This is a genomic window from Methylobacterium sp. J-043 (genome assembly GCF_022829505.1).
Lineage (GTDB): Bacteria > Pseudomonadota > Alphaproteobacteria > Rhizobiales > Beijerinckiaceae > Methylobacterium > Methylobacterium extorquens_A.
In genome coordinates, this window is sequence record NZ_JAKSYB010000063.1 from 72,455 (window position 1) to 92,420 (window position 19,966).

General features: G+C 63.3%; 10 protein-coding genes. 5 read left to right on the top strand and 5 right to left on the bottom strand.

Annotation, left to right across the window (positions count from 1 at the left end; translation table 11 throughout):
• Positions 1-376: 376 nt before the first annotated feature.
• The 3 genes from MKK50_RS18365 (at position 377) to MKK50_RS18375 (ending at position 4,623) form a co-directional block, all read left to right on the top strand.
• On the top strand, positions 377-2,488 hold the full coding sequence (locus tag MKK50_RS18365) for an AAA family ATPase (protein ID WP_499024389.1): 2,112 nt from the start codon (positions 377-379) through the stop codon (positions 2,486-2,488).
• On the top strand, positions 2,485-3,381 hold the full coding sequence (locus MKK50_RS18370) for an HNH endonuclease family protein (RefSeq protein WP_499024392.1): 897 nt from the start codon (positions 2,485-2,487) through the stop codon (positions 3,379-3,381). The genes MKK50_RS18365 and MKK50_RS18370 overlap by 4 nt, the downstream gene beginning before the upstream one ends.
• Positions 3,382-3,795: 414 nt before the next feature.
• Positions 3,796-4,623 carry a hypothetical protein gene (locus tag MKK50_RS18375; protein WP_499024395.1) on the top strand — a complete coding sequence of 276 codons (828 nt, stop codon included), beginning with the start codon at positions 3,796-3,798 and terminating at the stop codon, positions 4,621-4,623.
• Between the two features lie 397 nt (positions 4,624-5,020).
• Here the strand turns inward: MKK50_RS18375 and MKK50_RS18380 are convergent, their stop codons facing one another.
• The 5 genes from MKK50_RS18380 to MKK50_RS18400 all read right to left on the bottom strand — a co-directional run bounded on the left by MKK50_RS18380 (position 5,021) and on the right by MKK50_RS18400 (position 9,527).
• Positions 5,021-5,224 carry a MerR family transcriptional regulator gene (locus MKK50_RS18380; RefSeq protein ID WP_499024398.1) on the bottom strand — a complete coding sequence of 68 codons (204 nt, stop codon included), beginning with the start codon at positions 5,222-5,224 and terminating at the stop codon, positions 5,021-5,023.
• Positions 5,225-5,298: 74 nt separating this feature from the next.
• Complete coding sequence (locus MKK50_RS18385; protein ID WP_499024400.1) at positions 5,299-6,027, bottom strand: hypothetical protein; 729 nt, start codon at positions 6,025-6,027, stop codon at positions 5,299-5,301.
• A 125-nt stretch (positions 6,028-6,152) separates the two neighbouring features.
• The gene (locus MKK50_RS18390) at positions 6,153-6,986 is read right to left on the bottom strand and encodes an ArdC family protein (RefSeq protein WP_499025113.1); all 834 of its coding nucleotides are present in this window, start codon (positions 6,984-6,986) and stop codon (positions 6,153-6,155) included.
• A 370-nt stretch (positions 6,987-7,356) separates the two neighbouring features.
• Complete coding sequence (locus MKK50_RS18395) at positions 7,357-7,857, bottom strand: hypothetical protein (protein WP_499024402.1); 501 nt, start codon at positions 7,855-7,857, stop codon at positions 7,357-7,359.
• 455 nt (positions 7,858-8,312) lie between these two features.
• Complete coding sequence (locus MKK50_RS18400) at positions 8,313-9,527, bottom strand: PGN_0703 family putative restriction endonuclease (RefSeq protein WP_499024404.1); 1,215 nt, start codon at positions 9,525-9,527, stop codon at positions 8,313-8,315.
• A gap of 642 nt (positions 9,528-10,169) precedes the next feature.
• On the opposite strand from MKK50_RS18400, the gene MKK50_RS18405 reads away from it, so the two are divergent.
• Together MKK50_RS18405 and MKK50_RS18410 are read left to right on the top strand one after the other, a co-directional pair.
• Entirely contained in the window at positions 10,170-14,696 is a 4,527-nt protein-coding gene (locus MKK50_RS18405; protein ID WP_499024406.1) for an NACHT domain-containing protein, read from the top strand.
• Between the two features lie 367 nt (positions 14,697-15,063).
• Positions 15,064-19,962, top strand: coding sequence for a P-loop NTPase family protein (locus MKK50_RS18410; RefSeq protein WP_499024408.1), 4,899 nt, complete (start codon positions 15,064-15,066; stop codon positions 19,960-19,962).
• Positions 19,963-19,966 lie beyond the last annotated feature (4 nt).

Here is a 19,966-nt window from a genome sequence, read left to right on the forward strand (position 1 = left end):
TTCAACATCCACACACCGGTCGTTCCGCTATTTAGCAGTGGCATCCCTCAACAGCCCCTTGAAGAACGGCGGCTGCGGGATCGGCTATCGGTTCGCCGAACGACCGCAATCGGGCGCTTGTCGGAACGTCCGCTTCCTGGCTGCGGGTCAACTTCTGCAGTCCCCCAAGGCACCCCCAGCTAGGGCCCGCGTTCAGGCCATTTGATGAAGCAGAGACGCATAACCGGTACAGGTGGCTTGCGGAAAGGCAGCTGTTAAGGGTGTCGTCTGCACGCGGAGACGTGTTCAGAACAGGGCGGTTCAGATAGGAACCCAGGCAACGGCTCGGCAGAGGCGTGTCTTCGGTTACGCTATGATCGAGAGAGGTAGCAGAGCGATGCAGGTCATCGATCGTCGGCGCGTCGCGCAGCCGGCCATTCTGCGGTCGCCGATGGCGGAAGAATACCGCGTTAACGTCGCGGAATACCTCAATCGAGAGAGCCGAGAGGAGCGCCCGCCCCGTCCGCCAAACTCAATCTTCGAGGAAAGCAAGTTTCGCCACTCCCTCGAGCGTCTGTTTGGTAACAACTGTGCCTATTGCGGTGTCCAAGTCGGCACATCCGGTACGACGGATCAATTCCGTCCAGCTCACGGGGCAGAGGGGACGAACGGCGAAGTGGCGTTCCAGCACTACTGTTGGCTCGCACTCGACTGGACTAACCTCTACCTCGCCTGTGCGGACTGCATCCGGGAAAAGCGCAATTACTTCCCGGCCAGCCCGCGGGGACCAGCGCGTGCCACTGTCGCCCAGTTGCGTCAACTGGAACAAGACACTCTGCTGGACCCATGCTGGGATGCCCCCTCGGAGCACTTGCGGATTACCCGCGGGGGAGAACTAGTAGGATCTACGTTGAGGGGCAATCTCACCATCGACGTCCTCGACCTAAACCGCAGCGACCTCGTGCGCAGACGTGCACAGGTGGTAAGAAATCTTGTCTCACCCTCCACACCACTGGCCGAGAAGATCGAGGCCCTTCTTCCAAACGCGCCGTTCTCTGGCGCCGCGTGGCTTGCTCTGGTTGAGCGATTGCCACGAAATGTTCGTCGGATCAGGCGTCCTCACTCCACGAGCCGGCACACCATCCGACGCTTGGTAGTTCTCGCCTTCTCGGGCGGGGACGATTTCGATGACTTCGATTATATTTCCCGCGAGCGGGATCGGAGGCGGTATGTCCGACAGGTGCGCGTCAGGAACTTTCGTGGACTGAAGGAAGCGGTGCTCGATTTTCCCAGGCTCGATCTTAAGGGCCGAAAGGGTGGTGGCTCCGTAGTGGTCCTCGGCGATAACGGAGTTGGGAAGACCTCTCTGTTGCAGGCAACGGCACTCGGGTGCCTCGGGCCGATCCACGCTGAAGAGGCGGGCATCGAGCCTCACTGGTGCCTTGCGGATGGTGAGGAGCAAGGAGAGGTCGAGGTCACCTTCTGGGGGACTGAGCGCACAAACATCGTCCACTTTAACAACTGGTCGGAGAGATTCGAGGGTCAGGCAACGGTCCCCGTGATGGTGCTAGGCTATGGCGCTTACCGATTGGCGGCCCGTCGCCCGGTCAGCCAGGCCGGCCGCAGCTACGATCACAGAGTCCGCAGTCTTTTCTCCGAGCGACAGCTCGTGAATGGCGCTTTCGGACTACGGCAGCATTTAAGATCCGTGGATGGACAACCTAACATTGATCGATTAGAAGATGCAACGCGTGCGTTAAACGCAGTTTTACAGGGGCGAGCGAAGGCTCATCTCGACTCAGACAGCCGCCTGATCATAGACGACAACGGCAGAGCTCAGCCACTCGATGAGCTGAGCTCTGGATTCAAAAGTGTACTAGCAATCACTGCCGACATCATGGATGTTATGTACGAGGTTTGGAGCGGAATGACCTCTGCCCAAGCCTTCATATTGGTTGATGAGATCGACGCTCATCTTCATCCCTCATGGCGCCTAGCGATCGTCGAGGCGCTGCGGGACACCTTTCCGCTGGCGCAGTTTTTGATGACAACGCACGATCCACTGCCGCTACGCGGGCTCACGGATGGAGAGATCGCCATCCTCAACCGTGACGAGGATGGGATTTCCCTAAACAAGCCCCTTGTGGAAGGGCTGGGCGGCATGAGTGTCGATCAGATGCTGACGTCTGACTTGTTCGGTCTTGAGACGACGCTGGATGCAGACACAGCGGATCGTTTGGCTCGATATTACTCACTGCTATCAAGACCAAATCTAGCGTCCGCCGAGCACCAATCGCTCCGAGCGGCAGCGGAAGCACTTCCCCCTCAGGTACCACTCGGCGACAGCCCGCGCGAACGTCTGATGTACCGCATAGCCGATGCCTATCTGGCCCGGCACCGCGGATCCAGGTCAGAGAATTTCAGCGATGAAACGATCAGCGAGCTGGTCGATCTTTTCGAGGCTGCAGAGCGCGAGATGCGCGATCAAGACGACCAGCTCAACGGATGATTCTGCGATCTCGCGGCCTAGTTGCCTGCCCTGCCGTTCTTGCAGATGTCGGCTCTTCAGCTGCCGTCGAGCGGCTGCGTGCGAACACCTATTACACGAAGGTCCCGACTCCAACCGAGAATATGAAGTTTAGTGTCTATGCACATGACGAGGTAAAGGAGAAGCTGGGTCTTCTGTTTAGCTACAAGTGCGCCTACTGCGAAGGCGACTTCGGCGCGGTGATGCCGATGGACATCGAGCATTTCCGGCCCAAGGGGGGAGTTATCGAGCCGACCGGCGCCCTTCGTTTTCCCGGCTACTGGTGGCGGGCTTCGATGTGGGAGAACCTGCTCCCTTCCTGTATCGACTGCAATCGGAGCAGGTGGCAAAAGGTCGGGGCGAGAAAATTCAAGCGCGGCAAAGAAAATCTGTTTCCATTGCTTGGTGGATTTCCGCCGGCGATTGATGAAGCAGGCGTTGCCGCGGAGCAGCCACTGCTGATAAACCCCGCCGAGGATCAGCCAGACGATCACCTGCGGCACGTCTATATGGCACTGCCAGGCGGGCGGAAGGAAAGCATCGTGCAACCGGCTGTCGATGCTGCGGGCGCCGAGGATCCGAAAGGGCGGGCGTCTATCGACACCTTCGGATTGAACCGCGACAGACTAGCTGTTTCACGACGAAAGACGATAGAGAGGATGATTGCCGCCATTGATAACGTTGAAACCTTGTTTCAATGGGCCGATGCCGAAGCGGACCTGACAAAGGCGAACGTGATGCGCGCCAAAGGACGGCTCGCGATCCGGCAGCTCGCCAAAAGCTTTCTGCATTGGAAGAACCCCTACTCAGCCGCATGCCGAACCTACTATCGCAAGTGGCTTGAAGACTTCCGCGGTCATGTCAAACATCTATAACGCGTCAATTTATAAGATTATTTATGCAGCGATCCCATTAGTTTGCTTTATTTTCTTAATCTGCGAGGGCGCGGATTGCCAGCATTATCAGCAAGTTTAAATTAAAATCAGTATGGCTGCTTCGGGGAGAAGGCCATAGTTCGGTTGCTACCCAATGCGTACCTCGGAAGCAGCGGTTGATGGACGCGTGGGCGAGGTAGTGTGAAGTACAAACTGAAGCTGCGGGCCTGTCATCCGCCGCAGCTTGAGAAACAAAGTTATACAATTTAAAGTTTAAAAATTGGAAGATCATACTGTCTATGAATGCATTAATGCAGATTCGTTACGGCCAAGCTGCGCGTTTTGATGGCTGCCTCGTATATGCTTAAGGCTTGGGACCTCGCCCGAGCGAACGCTACGGACGGAGTGCTCGCCATGAGCCATCAGCCAACCCACGACCAGTTCCTCTACGGTACCGCTCTCGAAAGTGGGATGATCCCGGACGCGTGTGCCTGCGGGGCCACGTCGAAGCTCTACATCTCCCGCAAGGAGGTGATCGAGACCTGGCACTTAATCAACTACGCAAATTATTGCGGCTACCAGCTGAATGTCGAGCTGACCATAAACTGGGCGGCGATGGGCTACACGACGTGGGTGGAGATCGACGCTGCGTACAGCGGCCTGATGGATCTTATGCTCAAGCACATCAAGGGCTGCAAAGATCGCTTCGGGCAACCGGTGCCGTTCCTCCAGTACACCGTGTTCGAGAACGGTATGATCGTTGGTGCTCACTCGCACACTGGGCTCCACCTGCCACGCAAGGACTTCGTGGAGTTCCGTCGCTGGCTCGACAAATGCATCGCGCGGATGAACAAGACGGGTGCAAAGGGTGTGCACGAATGTCCGGTGCCACGACACGAGCCGACGACATCGCAGTGGAAGACGTTCAGCTATGCCATGAAGGGTATGAATCCATGCCTGACCATCGCTGACATGTGTGGCGATTTTTGGCGTCCGGGACTGACCGCGAACTACCTGCTGGGCATCAAGCAGCAATACACTGGATATATTCCGTTCCGCCGGGTACGGCGATCGCACTGGATGTCCATGCGTAAGCTGCGCGCCGCGGGCTATGTCCCCTCGGTGAACATCTGGATGACTACGTCGAGTGAGCGTTACTCGGATGTCGAGTATCGGCGCGGGGAGCGTGATCGTATGCTCGCGGCGTACCAAGCGTCCTTCGGCTGGAAGCCGGACTTCTGAGGACGGTGATGCTGCTCTGATTGAGGTGGCGATCGAAGGTGCCGCGTGGCAGATGGCACCTTCGATTTTGCATTTTTCGCAGACTGGATGCGGGGAAATCGAAATCGAGGCTGAAATCCAGCGCAGTGGCAGTGGGTTGCGACTGGAGAAATGGCTATTGCGTCTGGTGCCAGCCAGTTTGGGTCCGTGTCAGTAAGGGCGATGAATGGCGGTCCAGGGCATGATTGGGTGCGCACTGGACAGGTAGGCGTCCACGGCGGTGGTAGAGGTCGTGCTGGTCGTAGGGGTGGTCGGGGGGCAGGTCTGCCTGCCCAGGCTACCAACTGTGCCGGCTGGTCGTAGTCGTAAGGGGGTATTGTTCATGTAGCCCAGGTGTTCCATGTGTGACACGCCGGGGCTACGCAGCGTTTCCGGCGTCCCCATCGGGCAGGTTCGTGAGCCAAGCGCGAGCCGCATCCATGGTGATGAGCGTGCGCCGGCCGACCTTCTTGATACGAAGGCGGCCGGCTTCGATCTCCTTGTATGCCAGGGAACGGCCAATCCCGGCCCAGCGGCAGAAGTCCTCGATCGACATCGCGCCGTACTGTTCCGTGGTGTTCATCGCCGTCCTCCGTCCGTGGCGGCGGCGATATATTTGGGCCTGGGGCTGATTGAGCAGATCCAGGCCCAGCAGGTCTAGTTGGTTGCGCGGGACGCATTGCCGATCAGCTGTCGAAGCCGACGGAGAAGGCGGATTTTCTGGCGTATGCTTGCAGGATCATCCCAGAAGTTCTCGGCTGAGCACCAGGCGATGACTTGCAGGAAGGCTGCCCAGTTCCGATCGATCAGGAGGCGGATGAACGGCCCCAGCTCGCACCAGACCACGGGAAGCACCTCGCGCGGCGCGTTAGTGTGCGTTGCTGCGATGACAGTGTCGATGTGGCTCTGAAACGCGACAAGCCGGTCGTCTCCGCGCTCGGCCTGCTCTTTCATCGCGAAGAACGAATTCTCCAGCGCCTCGCCCTCGCAGTCGGTCAAGTTCATCGCCGCCAGGATGCTGCACCGGACAAGCAGGCGGTAGGCGATGCGTCGGGTCGCCGGGTCAGGTGCGGTCGAGGCGATCGTCGCGGCGGCTCGGAGCGTGAGTACATCGGTCTCGATGCCCCGGTACCGCCGCTCCAGTTTGCGGTTCTCCCGCTCTCGACTCGCCAGGAAGGCAGGATCTGTGAACGGGCTAGGGATGTGATGTTCGATCGGCAGAGTTGATGGCACGTCCGGCCTCCGGATACACGTGACAGGTACGGCCGGCTGGATGCGGCCGGGCGCGATATACGGGTTGGGCCATCGAGTCTGCTGAGCTGGCAGCGCACGGAGACCATCCTCTCGATCATCGAGCGCGGCTTCGACCCGCACGAAGTCGAGCATCCTTGCGTTAGGGCCCACGGGTCGGCTCCGTGATGGTGGTAGCGGGCTGGGTGCGTCGAGCACGGTGCTCATGCTGCGTCCGCTCACACGGTGTCCGCGGTGGCTAGACTCGCTTGGAACCATGCCTACGCCGCCTCCGGCGTCGGTGCGTAGGAGACGCTTGCCTCGTCCTGTGTCCCCGGAGCCTCCTGGCGTCTCGGTTGTAGTGCGGTGAGGTAGTTGGCGGCGCGCGAGCCCTGGGAGGCGGCGGTGGCCAGCGCTCGCGGATCGGCGCGTAGCAGCGGCAGCCAGGAGGCGCAGTAGGCGGCGTGGTCCGGATGCGGCGTGCGCGCGAGCCCGAGATCGGCCAGCAAGAAGGCGGCGCCGAGTTCGGCGATCAGTTCCTCGGCGGCGTAGGCGCGGCGTCCAAAGCGGCCGGTGAGGTCGCGGGCGAGGCGGTGGGAGGCACCCGTCCAGTGCACGAGTTCGTGCGCCAGCGTACCAGCGTAGCCCTCAGCTGTGCGGAAAGCGCCCCGCGGCGGCATCTGGATCGTGTCGGTGGCCGGCACGTAGCAGGCACGGTTGCCGCCGGTCTGGATGGTGGCACCGGTGGCCGTGACGAAGTTGTCGAAGGTAGGTTGCGGGGCGGGCGGTGGTCCTGTCGGGGCAGTCGCCTGGGGCGCGGCGTCGACCTGGGCGATGTTGAACACGGTCGAGGCGCGGGCGACGACGCGGGCTGCGGTCGTGTCGTTGTCGGCGCCGTTCCCGTGCGCCGTGTCCGCTCGGTCGGCGGTTGGCAGGTCCTTGTAGAACAGCACCAGCGTGCCGCGCTCGGCCTTGCGGACCTGCGCGCCGAGTGCCGCCCACTGGCGGTAGGTCGCCCAGCGGGCGTCGGTGTAGCCTTGGGCTTGGGCCGCGCACCACAGCGCCAGGATGTTGAGGCCGCGGTAGCGCTTGCCCGTGAGCGCGTTGCGCGGCAGCGGGTCGGCGCCATGCCAGGGGGGCGTCCAGCTGTCGGGGTCCGTGGTGTCGAGCTGCTACAGGATGGTGGCGGTGATGCGCTCGTGCAGGTCGGCGGGCATGGCCGGGTGGACTCCGTTGCGGCCGCGACGAAGGGGGCGGCCTCGGGAGCGGGTTTCCCGGATCGGGGTGGTGAACCGCACAGCAAAAGGGCGGCGCTGTGCGGTGGGCCGAGGGGCAGCTCGCGGGATGCGCCCAAGGCGGCTTGTCGGCAGAACGCCCGTGGTCAGGGGCGCCAAGTTTCAAATACTTGGCGGCGCGCGGATCGGTGCGAGAAGGGCGATGTATCCACTCGGGCGGGCCCGCTCGTGTGCAGTGCTTTGCTCAGAATCAAACCGTCGCCTGCTCCTCCAGCTGGCGGAGGCAGTGGTCGGCGAGGCCCCCCAGTGTGCCCGCGATGTCATGGGGCCACCAGGGTTCGCGTACGAACCGGAAGGAGACGATCACGCGAGTGCCGACCACCAGTCCCGGCTGGAGGAAAGGGTTCAAGTCGATGGTCAACGCAAAGGTCTGCGCTCTACGAACATCGAGGACGGTCTCATCCTCCTCAATCTCGGCTGTGAAACGCCAAGCCGAGAGGTGTTGAGTTCTGAGGAGCCGGCGCTCGGTGATGCCGCTGTGTGGGCAATGCAGCGTTATCGCGCCGCGACCGTCGGGGACTGGATCGGGGTCGATTGTGATTGGGGGTGGTCGTCGCCGATCTGCCGCCGACGGCGTGAACAAGCTTAAGTGACGCAGGATCCGCGCGAGATGGTGCGGGGCGGCATTGATGCGGCGGCTTATCGTGAGCGCGGCGATGAAGCGGCTGTGATCGTCGTGGTCGAAATGCATGAAGAGGCGCCCTGTAGTAGGGACGCCGCACCGGGTGCTGTAGCAGAGATTTTGGTAAGGGCGCAGGATTAGTGGCACCTGCTGTGAGCAGGCACGAAAGTACAGATGAGGTAAGTCGTGTCTGCTACAGGGCTCCGGCGCGGCGCCGTCGATCGACGTTCCCTGGTCTAAACTACAGGCGCCGGCTCTGATAGATTACACCTCCGCACGAGCCGCATGGAACCATCAAGTCTTCCTACTCGTAGCTGGATCACGCGGGGTGTGCGCTGGCCTCGCTGTACGAACCAAGCGGTTCGTCCGCGGTCGGTAGTCTGTGTGTCGGCGTCGCGCATCTTCGGCGGCGGTGGCGCGGCCTAACATGGAAGGCCCGGCGCGGTGATCGACTGCGCCGGGGATGAAGTGGTGGCGTGCGGTCGCCCGTTGGGAGCGGGGTGGGCGAACCGCAGCGCAGTGTATCAGGCGGCGCGGGCCACCCGCTCGACGAAGCGTCGGCTGGCGTGCGGCTGGCGGCGTCGCACCGGCCGCGTCGGGCTCGCCGGTATGCCGGTCGTGGTCGGTGCCGAGGGTGTCACGGCGGGGAGCGGCGCTATCCGAAGCGCTGGCATGGCCGCGAGTTCGAGTTCGCCGTCGACGAGCCAGAAGTCGGTGTAACGGCGGTGCAGCGCGCGGGCGTGGTCCGGGAGGCCGGCTGCCGCTATCGCCACGAACGCATGCTCCAGCGTCAGGGGGACGAACGGGATCGGGCCGGCCTGCGGGTCGGTGAGTTGGCGGGTGTATGCCGTGGCCGCGGCGTGCGCGAGTTGGTTGTGCGTGGGGGCAATGAAGGCCAGCGTCGCCGTGTCCGCGAGACCGGCCGTGAGCATGGCGCTCGCGAGACAGTGCTGGCGGTAGATCTGAAGGCAGGTGGGGCCGGTGAGGGTCGGGTCGTCCGGATCCACGAACAGGTCGGGCTTGGTGCGGGCGATCTGCGCATGTCGCGGGTGGGGTGGCGGCGCGTGCTCGTGGCCCGCCTCGCTATATTTGACCTCGATGGCGACGATGGCGCGGGCGCCGGTCGCGTCCCGACCGCGCAGGACGATGTCGAAGGCGGTGCGGTCGGCGGTGAAGCGGGGGTCGCCTCGCCCCGGCGAGTGCTCGAACAGGATGTCGGTGACCTCGGTCAGAGTCCCGGGTAGCAGTTCGGCGACGAACCGGGTGGCGAGTGCGAGGTCGCGGGCGAGTGGGCCGAACAGGTTGAAGGCCAACGGCTGTGAGGACAGCAGGTTGGTCTTCAGCCGGTCGACGTCGTAGGCAGCGCCCGGCTCGCGGTACGCCAGGGCCCGGGTGACCACCGGGACGATGTCCGTATGAAGGAAGTTGCTGCCGAGTGCCCCGGCCGCGGTCGAGATACGTGAGCCGAGACGGCGTGGACGGTGCGGTTCGCGGCAGTCGAAGTAGGTGCCGATCGCCAGGCCGCGGTCCTCGCGCCAGAGCGCCTGCATGAAGCGGGCGGCGGCCTTGAAGCGGTGGTCGGCGGGAACGAAGACGCAGTGTCGGCGACGGGCGGTCTCGGGGATGAGGGGCACGCGGTCGATCAGGCCGAGGTCGCTAGGGTCGAGGATCGTGTGGCCGGCGGTTGCAAGGGGGGCGGGCTCGTCGGCGGCGGGCGGCAGGGGGGCGGTGATATCCATCGTGCGGATCCTGGGTCACGGCCGCGGTGGTGCGGCTGGACTGGGTTCCCGGAGGAGGCCGCGGGATGAACGACGAAGGGGACGACGCGGCGTGGCTCCCGACCACACCAGCAGTGCGCATGACCGTAATCCGTCTGATACTTCGGCGTGGTGGCCGGTCGAGGTGCAGGTCCACCAGGAGGCGGTCGCAGCCATCGTCGTCCACGTCGGCGGCGGTACGGCAGGCACGCCGGCGGGTGTCGGCGTAGGGGTGGTAGGCGCAGGTAGTGTACCACCGCCGCCACCCGGCTGGCTGCGTGCGCCTCGTCCGTGGTCTGGCTGATGTTTTCGCGAAGATAGCGGGTCGGACAGCCGGGGCGCACTCGCTGCGCTGCGTCAAAGCGCCGTCGCTCGTTTTGAGATGCTCCATGAGCAGAAGTTGACTCGTCGCCGGGTGGTGGACCGCAAACAACTCGGGCGCCGTCCCGTCCAGTGGTGAGCGCGCTTCTGCGCCAGTCGGCCGCAGAACTTGATGGCGGTCTCTCGAATCGGCGCCCACAACGCGGCGAACCGTGCCAGGATGTCCAGCTGGAATGAGAAATTGGTAATTTCGGACGAGCAGTCCTCCCGCTATACCCTAACGTCGAGTGCTTCAGCGTGCCAATGTCGTCTCCCGAGATCGATTTCCGAGCCATCCGTCCGCACCACGGCAGTCGGCACACTGGTTTCGAGGAAGTCGTCTGCCAGCTAGCAGCGCTAGACACACTGGCCGGCATGCCCTTCCATCGGAAGGGGATCGGCGCGGATGCAGGCCTAGAATGTTACCGCGTCGAGCGTGACGGCTCGGAGACGGGCTGGCAAGCGAAGTACTTCTTCGAGTTTGGAAGCGGAGAGGCGGGGCAGCTTACAGAGTCCTTCAACAATGCCGTCGATAAGCATCCTACGCTCGCGCGCTTCATCGTCTGCCTTCCGTTCGACTTTTCCGACGGACGTGTAGGCAAGCGGAAATCGGAGCGCGATCGCTGGGACGACTGGAAAGCGGCGCGAAAGGTGTCAATCGCCCCACGTGTCGTTGAGATCGAACTCTGGGGCAGCTTCCAGCTCACGGAGCGGTTGTCGCGTAACGATCCACTCCATGTGGGACGTCGTACCTACTGGTTCGACATCCCACACTTCAGCATCGAATGGATGCGGGATCGCTTTGCGATCACGCGCGCGGCGCTCGGCCGACGATACTCGCCTGAACTCAACGTCGAGCTACCCATCCGCCAGAGTCTGGTGGCGTTTGCGCGCGATCCCGATTTCGTCCGCACGCTTCTCGATCTAGCTGACGGTATCGACGAGGCACGGCACCGTGCGATCGACCGCATTCGCGCCGTCCTCGGTGCGCCGTATGACAACCTGTTGGCATCGCTCCGCGATGAGGTGGCGGCTGTCTCTTCATCCATACGAACAGCTCCGCTCGGCCCGACTGACGCTGTGCCGCTCGTCACTTGGCGAACTTTGGCATCTGCCGCGATCGCGACGCTCATCCGCTGCTCGACCGCAATGTGGGACGCGCGCCATCAGCCCGGCGGCGAAGGAGAAGCTGCGCGCAGCGGCATACACATAGCCGAACGTCTGCGCGAAGTCCTTGACCGCGTGGTCGAGGCGACCGCGGCCGAAGGAACTAGATTGGCCAATACGCGGCGCCTGCTACTGACCGGCGAGGCCGGGGTCGGGAAGTCGCATCTGCTCGCCGATGTGGCGGAACATCATATCAGGCGTGGCTTTCCCGCGGTGCTCGCGCTCGGCGCGGCGTTCGGGGATGCCGATCCCTGGCGGCAGATGGCCGATCAATTAGGCCTCACCGGCACGCCGCCGGACGCGATTCTGGGTGCCCTCGATGCCGCCGCCGAGGCCGCCGGGGCGCGGGCGCTTGTGATGGTGGACGCGCTCAACGAGCGCAACGGCGTCGCGGTCTGGTCCGAACGCATCGCCGCGTTCCTCGCCACAGCCGACCGCTTCGCGCACGTCGCGGTACTAGCCTCGTGCCGCACGACCTTCGTTCCATACATAGTACGCGACCTTGACGAGGCCGCGTTGCCGCAGCTCGCGCATCCTGGCTTCGCTGGAAAGGCGGCTGAAGCCGCGCGACGTTACCTCGACCACCGCGGGATCGTGCGCATGGCCGCCCCACATCTCGCTCCCGAATTCGAGAACCCGCTGTTCTTGCGTACTTGCTGCGACATGCTGGAGCGCCGCGGCGAGCGCGAGCTACCGCGCGGTATCGCCGGCGTCTCCAGCATCTTCGATTTCTACTTCGGGGCAGTGGTTGACACCCTCAACCGCCGCATGGGCCTGGAGCCCCGACTAAAGCGCGTCGAGCGTGCGCTCGATGAGTTGACGGAAGCGATGGTCGCGGCGGCAAGCGGCTACCTCCCTATCGAAAAGGCAATCTCTATTCTTGAGGCTATCCACCCGTCCGCCGGACGCACCGAGCAAAGCCTGTGGTCTCAGTTGGAGAGCGAAGGGGTGCTGGCGGTTGAGCCGATGCGGGAGGACGGTATCATCGTCGAGTTGGTACGGTTCACCTTCGAGCGGATGAGCGACCATCGCATCGCCCAGCGCTTGCTCGACACTCACGTCGGGCGGGGCGATCCCGAAGCCGCTTTCAGGTCCGGTGGGTCGCTCGCTTCATACGTGGTCGGCACGGATGCCTATCGCTTCGCCGGCATAGCTGAGGCTTTAGCCGTCCAACTGCCGGAGCGATACGGAGTCGAGTTGATCGACGTCGTCGAGGACAGGCATGCGCGGTGGGAACTCGTGCACGGCTTCCAGCTGAGTCTCTTGTGGCGTAGCCAGGACGTTTTCACCGAACGCACCATGGAGTTGGTTAGCATTTGGGCTGATGCGATCGGGGGCGACGCGGTTCTCGAGACCAAACTCTCCATCGCCACTGAACCTAACAACCGCTTCAATGCCAACGACCTTCACCGCCGGCTCCGATCGCTATCACTTCCTGAACGTGACCTTCGATGGTCGACCCGGGCCACGAGCCTAGCCGAGGAGGGAGATGGTGCGATCCAGACGTTGATTGAATGGGTCCTTGCCAACGGATTGAGCGAAATCGAACCGGGGCGTGCGCAATTGGCCGGGATCACCCTCGCCTGGCTGACCAGTCTGAGCCATCGGTGGGTCCGCGACATGGCGACTAAGGCGCTCGCCACGCTGCTCGTCGATCGTCGCGATCTTGCTGCATCACTGATCCGCTCGTTCGCCGACGTCGGGGATCCCTACGTTGTGGACCGCGTACTCGCTGCCTCCTACGGCGCGGCGACGCGCTGCATTGGCAACGATGGCCTTGCCGAACTCGCTCGGACAGCCTTCGCGGCAGTGTTCGCCCGCGATCCGATACCGGTTCACGCACTGGTTCGCGACCACGCGCGCGGCATCGTCGAACTTGCAGCCTATCGAGGCGTCCTGCCGGACGACGTCCCACTCGACCGTGTCCGCCCACCCTACCTTCGCGGACTGCCGCTCGAGGAGGTCGGAGAGGAGACGATCGATGGCTATCTTGAGGACTATGGTAAGAACCGCTTCCGAGATCAAATCTGTAGTTCCGCGGTCGAAGACGGCGACTTCGCACGCTACGAGATCGATTCGCTGGCCGGCCGCTTCTTGTTACTTTCTCGTGAGGAACATGGCCGTTCAATGCGCGAAATATACGAGGAATGGCGCACGAAGGCCGTCATGCCCTTTCCCGGGCGCCAAGCTGCGCTCGACCGCGTGATCGAGGTAGCTGGGCGACTAAATAGTATACCTAACAGATTTGATCTATGGACTCCTAGCTCGGGCGCGGATGGGGATGTCGATGCTCGCCCCGCCTTAGAGGTTGAACGCGACGCCGCGATTGCTAAGCTTGAAGTCCTACTAACAAAAGAGGAGTTACTGGAGTTCGAGATCCGCGCGGCTGGCTTCCTGCGAGGTCGCATGTGGGACGAGCAGGCAGCGGCTTGGCACCCGACCTATGCTGGAATGTCGGCTCGCCGTTGGGTCGCCTGGCGCGCGCACGAACTCGGCTGGAATCCAGAGCGTTTCTCAAATTTCGACCGCTGGATGCCAAGCGGCGGACGCATGGAACACCGAATCGAGCGAATTGGTAAAAAGTATCAGTGGATTGCCCTCCATGAGTTAACCGGCCGGCTGTCGGACATTGCTCTCATCGCCGGTAGTTTCCGAGATGATCCCGTGCCTTATCGCGGGCCTTGGCAAATCAGCGCGCGCGAGATGGACCCAACCGTCCTCGTCACCCGAACTAAGGAGTCCGCCTCAGACCGACAATCGGCGACTTGGTGGTCGCCGCACGTGTCGCGCTGGCGCGAAGATCCACCAGAGGCACGCATTGCTTGGATGGAAGACGAGACGCGAGATCTACCCGACCCTGTGTCGCAGATTGACGTCGCAGACGCAGACGGCCGACGCTGGCTGGTGCTCGACACGACTGTCAGCCGCAATCAATGGTGTATGGTCGAAGGTGAGCGCGTGATCCACCGCATGACCTGGCATAAGGTCAAGTCGATGCTCGTTGCCCGGGGCGACGCAAATCGTTTGGAAGCGTGGCTCGCTCGATCGGATCGCGACCGTAGGGAGCCGACCGAAGTCGAGATACCCAGAGGCGGCTATCTCGGCGAATATCCGTGGCACCCGGCCTTCGCTAGCGTCGATAGTCTCACCCATCTTGGCAACGGGGACACTGTGCCAGTCGAGGCGACTGTTGCCGATTGGTACATCGAGCGTTCGGGTCACGACTACTCAATCGAGGAAAGCCTGAAGTTCACGGTTCCGGCACCCGCGCTGATACGAGGGCTTGGCCTTCGGTTGGTGGAAGGCCGTTCTTTGGCCTACTCCGATGCTGCTGGTCGCATCGTCTTCAAGGATCCTTCAGCCGTTGAACCCGGATTCAGCGCGGCCGTCGTTGATCATGATGCGATGCGGGCTTTCCTTGAGGCGGGGACTTCAGAAATTGTCTGGACTTTCACCGGCGAGAAGAGTGCCTACGGAGGAAGACCCCATAACAGCAGCTGGGGCGGGGAGCTGAACTACTGGGGTATCTACCGATTCGACGGTCACACGGTCCGCGGCGCGCTGAATTTTAAGCGTCGTCACGCGAGCCGTGGACAACTCGCAGAATTCCTAAACAATCCATAGTGTCATACTATCTCAGCTGCGCCTGCTCTGTTGTCATGAGCGCTACGCGTCAATGCCAACGGCCTCCTGATTTGTAGCGGCGTTGTGTCATCTGCGCCGATCCCGGTCTAGAAGCTGTTGCCGACCGGTGAGAGGCGCCTCGCACCGGTCGGTGGGGGCTCGACCCGCGACGCGGCGTGGCTAACCAGCCTGGGCTTCAAGGTGGCCGCCGGGCGGCCTGCGGTTGAGGTTACTCGCCGTAGTACTGAAAAATGGGCTGAGGCCGATCGCTTAATGCCGCATCGGGTTGTGATGTCGGTGGCATGCCCAGTAAGGGCCGTGTTTTTACGGAGCGCACTTGTCTAGCAAAGCTTCACCGAAACTTAGAATGCGCGCCGGTGGCCGCGCGACCGAAGCTGGCATGGATTTCCAGGCCGAGGTCGGCACCTGGCTTGCCGCTCATCTGCTGGCGCGGATGCCTGTCGGCGGGCGCTTCGGCCTCGCCAACACCGCCTTGCCAGTATCGATCCAGCTTGAGACTGGAGACGGGCTCGACGACATTCGTCTGGATCAGGACGACGCCAGCCGCATCGACCTTCAGAGCAAAACCAGCGCCGGGCTAGATACCAGTCCCACAAGCCCACTCGGCAAGACAATCAGCCAGCTCGTTGCCTTCATGATCAACGCCCGCGCCGCCGGAGTCGCTTTCGATCCGACGAAAGCGCGAGCAGTCCTCGCGGTTGCCGTCAATGCGCCGCGCACGCTCGACGCACTGGAGCGGGGATGCCGTGCGTTCGATCTTGGTGGCAGCTGGACAACGACCAAGGCCGGACGGTCTTCAGTAGAGCGCGACGCGCTTAATCTATTTCAGACGCATGCGCAGACTGCATGGGCGACGCATTCAGCCACGCCGCCGACCGAGGTCGAACTGGCGATTATGGCGCGGGTGTTCCGCATCGTGCGCTTCTCGATGAACGAGGGCGAGGACAATTGGCGCGAAGCGTCGCGCCTGCTCGGTTCACGGCTCTACGGTGCCGAAGCCGCTGGCGACGCGCCTTTGCGCGGGTTGAAAGGCATCATCCGCGGCATGATCGGCAGCGGCGCGCCTGCGGATCGCGCTGGCCTGCTGCAAGAGCTTCGCAGGCTCGGCCACAATGACATCGGCGCCGCCGACTACACCGCCGATCTGGAGTGCCTATCGACCGCGACCGAGGCCGAGCTTGCGCGTCTCGCCGGACACACGTGCCTGCCGATCGCCGGCGGCATCCCGATCGCGCGGGCCAGCGACGGACCGCTTGGCGCCGCGGTCGATACAGGCTCGCTGATCGTCATTGGCGAGCCGGGCGCCGGTAAGACCGGTGCGCTGGTCGCGCTGGCTCAGGCGTACCGCGCGACGGGCGATACGGTGGTGTTTCTCTCGGTCGACCGCTTTCCAGGCGTCGCCATTGCCGCCAATCTCCAGTCTGAGCTGGGATTGACGCATCCGCTGAGCGAGGTGCTCGCCGCGGCGCCCGGCGCTGGGCGCAAGCTGCTCATCATTGATGCGCTCGATGCCGCGCGTGGCGGCCCGGCGGAAGGCGTCTTCGCCCAGCTGATTGAGATGCTGGGAGCCTCAGCGCCGAACTGGACCGTCATCGCTTCGATCCGCACGTTCGACCTACGCAACGGTCGGCGGTTCCGCGACGCCATGCCCGGTTCGCCGCCGGATTCGGCCTATGCGGAGTCGGGTCTTGCCACCGTGCGGCATTTCCAAGTGCCGCGGCTTGTGGACGAAGATCTTGACGCCGCCGGCGTCGCCTCCGCCGATCTGGGCGCATTGCTTGCCGCCGCGCCCGGCCAGCTGCGCGACCTGCTGCGCAATGTCTTCAATCTCTCGCTTACCGCGCAACTGCTCGCCGATGGCGCCAGCCCCGACAGCATCCGAACCGTTGCCACCCAGTCCGACCTGATCGACGCCTATGAGGATCACCGGCTCGCCGGCACACCGGCGCATCAGGCCGCGGCCGCGACGGTCGGCGCGATGGTTGTGCGGCGCCGGCTCGCAGTGCGCAAGGTCGTCGTCGGGCATGATCAGCTCGATGCGGTCATTCAGACCGGCGTGCTCGCCGAGGCTAGCGATCTCGTCAGCTTCTCTCATCATGTGCTGTTCGACCATGTCGCCGGCCGATTCTTCCTCGAGTGGGACGATCCCGCGCGGCTCATTCCGCAGCTCGGCGGCGACAGCTCGATCGCGCTTATGCTCGCGCCCGCGCTGCGCTTCGCGATTGAGCGGCTGTGGCGCCAGGACGTTGAGGGCAAGGCGCAGGTCTGGCGCTTGGTTGCCGACATCTACGCCAATCCGGCGGTCGATCCGGTGCTCGCCAATGTCGCGCTGCGCACCGCTATCGAGCGCGTGGCAATGCTGACCAATATCGCAGGGCTGGTCGAGCTGATCGCAGCTCGCCCCAATGACGAGGCGCTGGCAACGATGCTCTCGCGGCTCGCCCGCTTCGTCGGCCTGGCGGGTGATGCTGCCGGCAGCATCGTGCCGGACGAAGCGCTCGCCTGGGCGACGGTCGCCGACGCCGCGATCAGGACAGGCTCGCGCGACCTTTCCGACGCGACACGCTTCCTGCTCCACACCTTGTTCGACAAGAGCGACATTGTCGAACCCGCACTGCTCGACGTCTTTGGCCGCGCCGCGCGTGCGCTACTCGCCTTTGCTTGGGCCGCCGATCCGCCGATGCAGCAGACGGCAGCAAATGCGATCCGCTTCGTCGGCAAGAGCTTTGCGTCCGATCCGGCTGCGTCGCGAACGCTCCTCGACCGGATGCTCCGCGATCCGCATTTCTCGACCCATGCCGACAAGGAAGCGATCTGGCTTTCCGAGCAGATTATGCCGATCGCGAGAGCCGACGCCAATTTCGCGATCGAGATCTACAGCGTGCTTTACTCGCGCGACATCACCGACAACAGCACCTCGTTCATGGGCGGGCAGGCGAGCCGAATCATGCCACTCTCGTCCAACCGCAGCCAGGATTACCGTCACTGCCGCTACAATCTGGGGCGGCGAGTCACGCGCCTACTTGAGCTGTCGGTGCTACTCGGCACGCGCGCGATCGTAGAGGCATCGCTCGGTGTCACCGATCGCGCGATGCCCTTGGGCAACTACCGCAAACAGGTCGTCGTGCCGGGCCGGGCTCCGTTCGATCTGCTCGGCCGCGATCATGAGTATAAATCCTGGGATGACACCGAGGATCGCCACGGCACACAGGACGACGATGTGCTTGCACAGCTCGTCGCACATCTGCGCAGCTGCTCGCCTGCCGCCTTCGCCGACACGGTCGATGCGGCCGCAACCGGCTATGCCGGGCCGGCGGTGTGGACTCGAATCCTCGGCGTTGGCGCCGAGCGCGTCGGCGAGGTCGCCGATCTACTGTGGCCGTTCGCATGCAACATCACGATCCTGGCGCATGGCGACATCGTACGCGATGCCGTTCGCTTCTTAGCCGCGGTCTACCCGTCGCGATTGCTTTCCAGGCGGGCGGCATTCGAGAACGAAGCGCTCCGGGGCGGTCTATTTGCGGATGAAACCGAGCAGCGATGGCGTCGCCGCACGCTCAGCCGCTTCCTGTCGCTGGTCGATGCGGACGCGATCGCGACCGATCCTATGCGTGCGCTGCGCGAGGAACTAGTGGCGGCGGACGAACTGACCGGCAATCCGCCGACGCGGTCGGTGTCGGTGCACTGGGGACCGTCGCGCGGGGTCACGCGCAGCCTGCTCGCTGACGAAGGCATCGATGTCGAGGAAGGCGTGGACGCGCAGATGTTGTCCCGGTCCGAGGCGCTCTACGAGAAAGTAGAGGCCACACCCGCAAGCAGTGGCGGGATGGCGCTCGCCGAGCTCTGGGCGAAAGTGTCGGCGACGATTGCATTCTATGACGCTCAAGTCGACGCGCTGCATGAGAAGGTCGAGCAGCCGGTCTGGGGGCATGTCAGTAATGCTGTTGAACGCATCGCCAGTGCGAAGGCCTATGCGCCCGGGGTCGAGGGCATGCCGCCGATCGAGGAACTGCTCGAAGTGTTGCGGCGGCTTTGGGCGAGCCGCTTCCCGGAGGCCAGGGAAAAGGACGAAAACTCCAGCCTGAGCTGGGGCAACTGTGAGGTCCGCGTCTATGCGGCCAAAGCCTATGTCTCGCTCGCTGACCGGTTCGGCAAAGATCATGTCGAGATCGTTGACATGTTCGACGCGATCCTCGCCGACCCGGCGCCGCAGGTCCGTCTCCAGGCGTCGCAAAGCCTGCAAGTACTGAGCCGCATCGCACTCGGGAAGATGTGGGCGCTGGCCGAGCACGTCGCGCGCGACGAGCCGCACATAGAGGTACTGAGCGCCTTCCTGCACTATGTCATCTGGCGCTTAACCTGGCACGATGTCGAAAAGTGCAAGGCGATCATCGAGATCGTGCGGGCTCGCTGCGAGGCGGTAGAGCACGACGACAAGCCCAGCCGGGACAAGATAGCCGAACAGCTCGGTGGCCTGACCGCGCAGCTCTGGTGCTGGCAGGAAGAGACGCTCGCGCTCGAATGGCTCAAGACCGGGGCCCGCAGTCCCGCCGCGCACCGCGAGTTTCTTACCTCTTTTCTGTCGATGCTGCGCGGCGCGTTCTACGCCCGCTATGCGAGCGGTGAGCAGCGCGATGCAGGGCTTGCCGATCGCGCGCAGCAAGCGGCGATGGTCATCCTGGAGGCGTGCTCGGCGGCTGCGGAAGCCAGCCATGCCGCGGTGACAGGCGGGACGGTCGAGGGCGCCGAGCGCGATGCCGCCATCGCCACATACAGAGCAGCGGAATCGGCGATCGGCCACCTCATGAACCAGCTCTATTTCGGCTCGGGGGCGCATGCCGACAGTCGCGAGGCGGCGGTCAAACTCATGTCTGCCGACACCATGCACCGGTTCCTTGTCGATTATCGCCCGATGCTCGCTCTACTGGCGGCCTCACGCGAACCCTCGACACACCATCATCTCGTCGAACTCTATGAGTTTCTGATACCCGGTGATCCGGCCGGCGTGTTCAACGCCCTTCACGCGCTGCTGACAGGCCCAGCCGCGCGCGAGGGCTATCATCACGAAAGCCTCGCCGCGCCGGTCATCGTGCGGATGATCACCCGCTATATTGCCGACCACCGCTCGATCTTCGAAGACGACACGCGCCGAGCCGCCCTCGTCGAGATCCTGCGCCTGTTTTCAGACGTGGGATGGTCAGACGCTCTGAAGCTTCTCTACGAACTTCCCGACCTGCTTCGCTAACGAT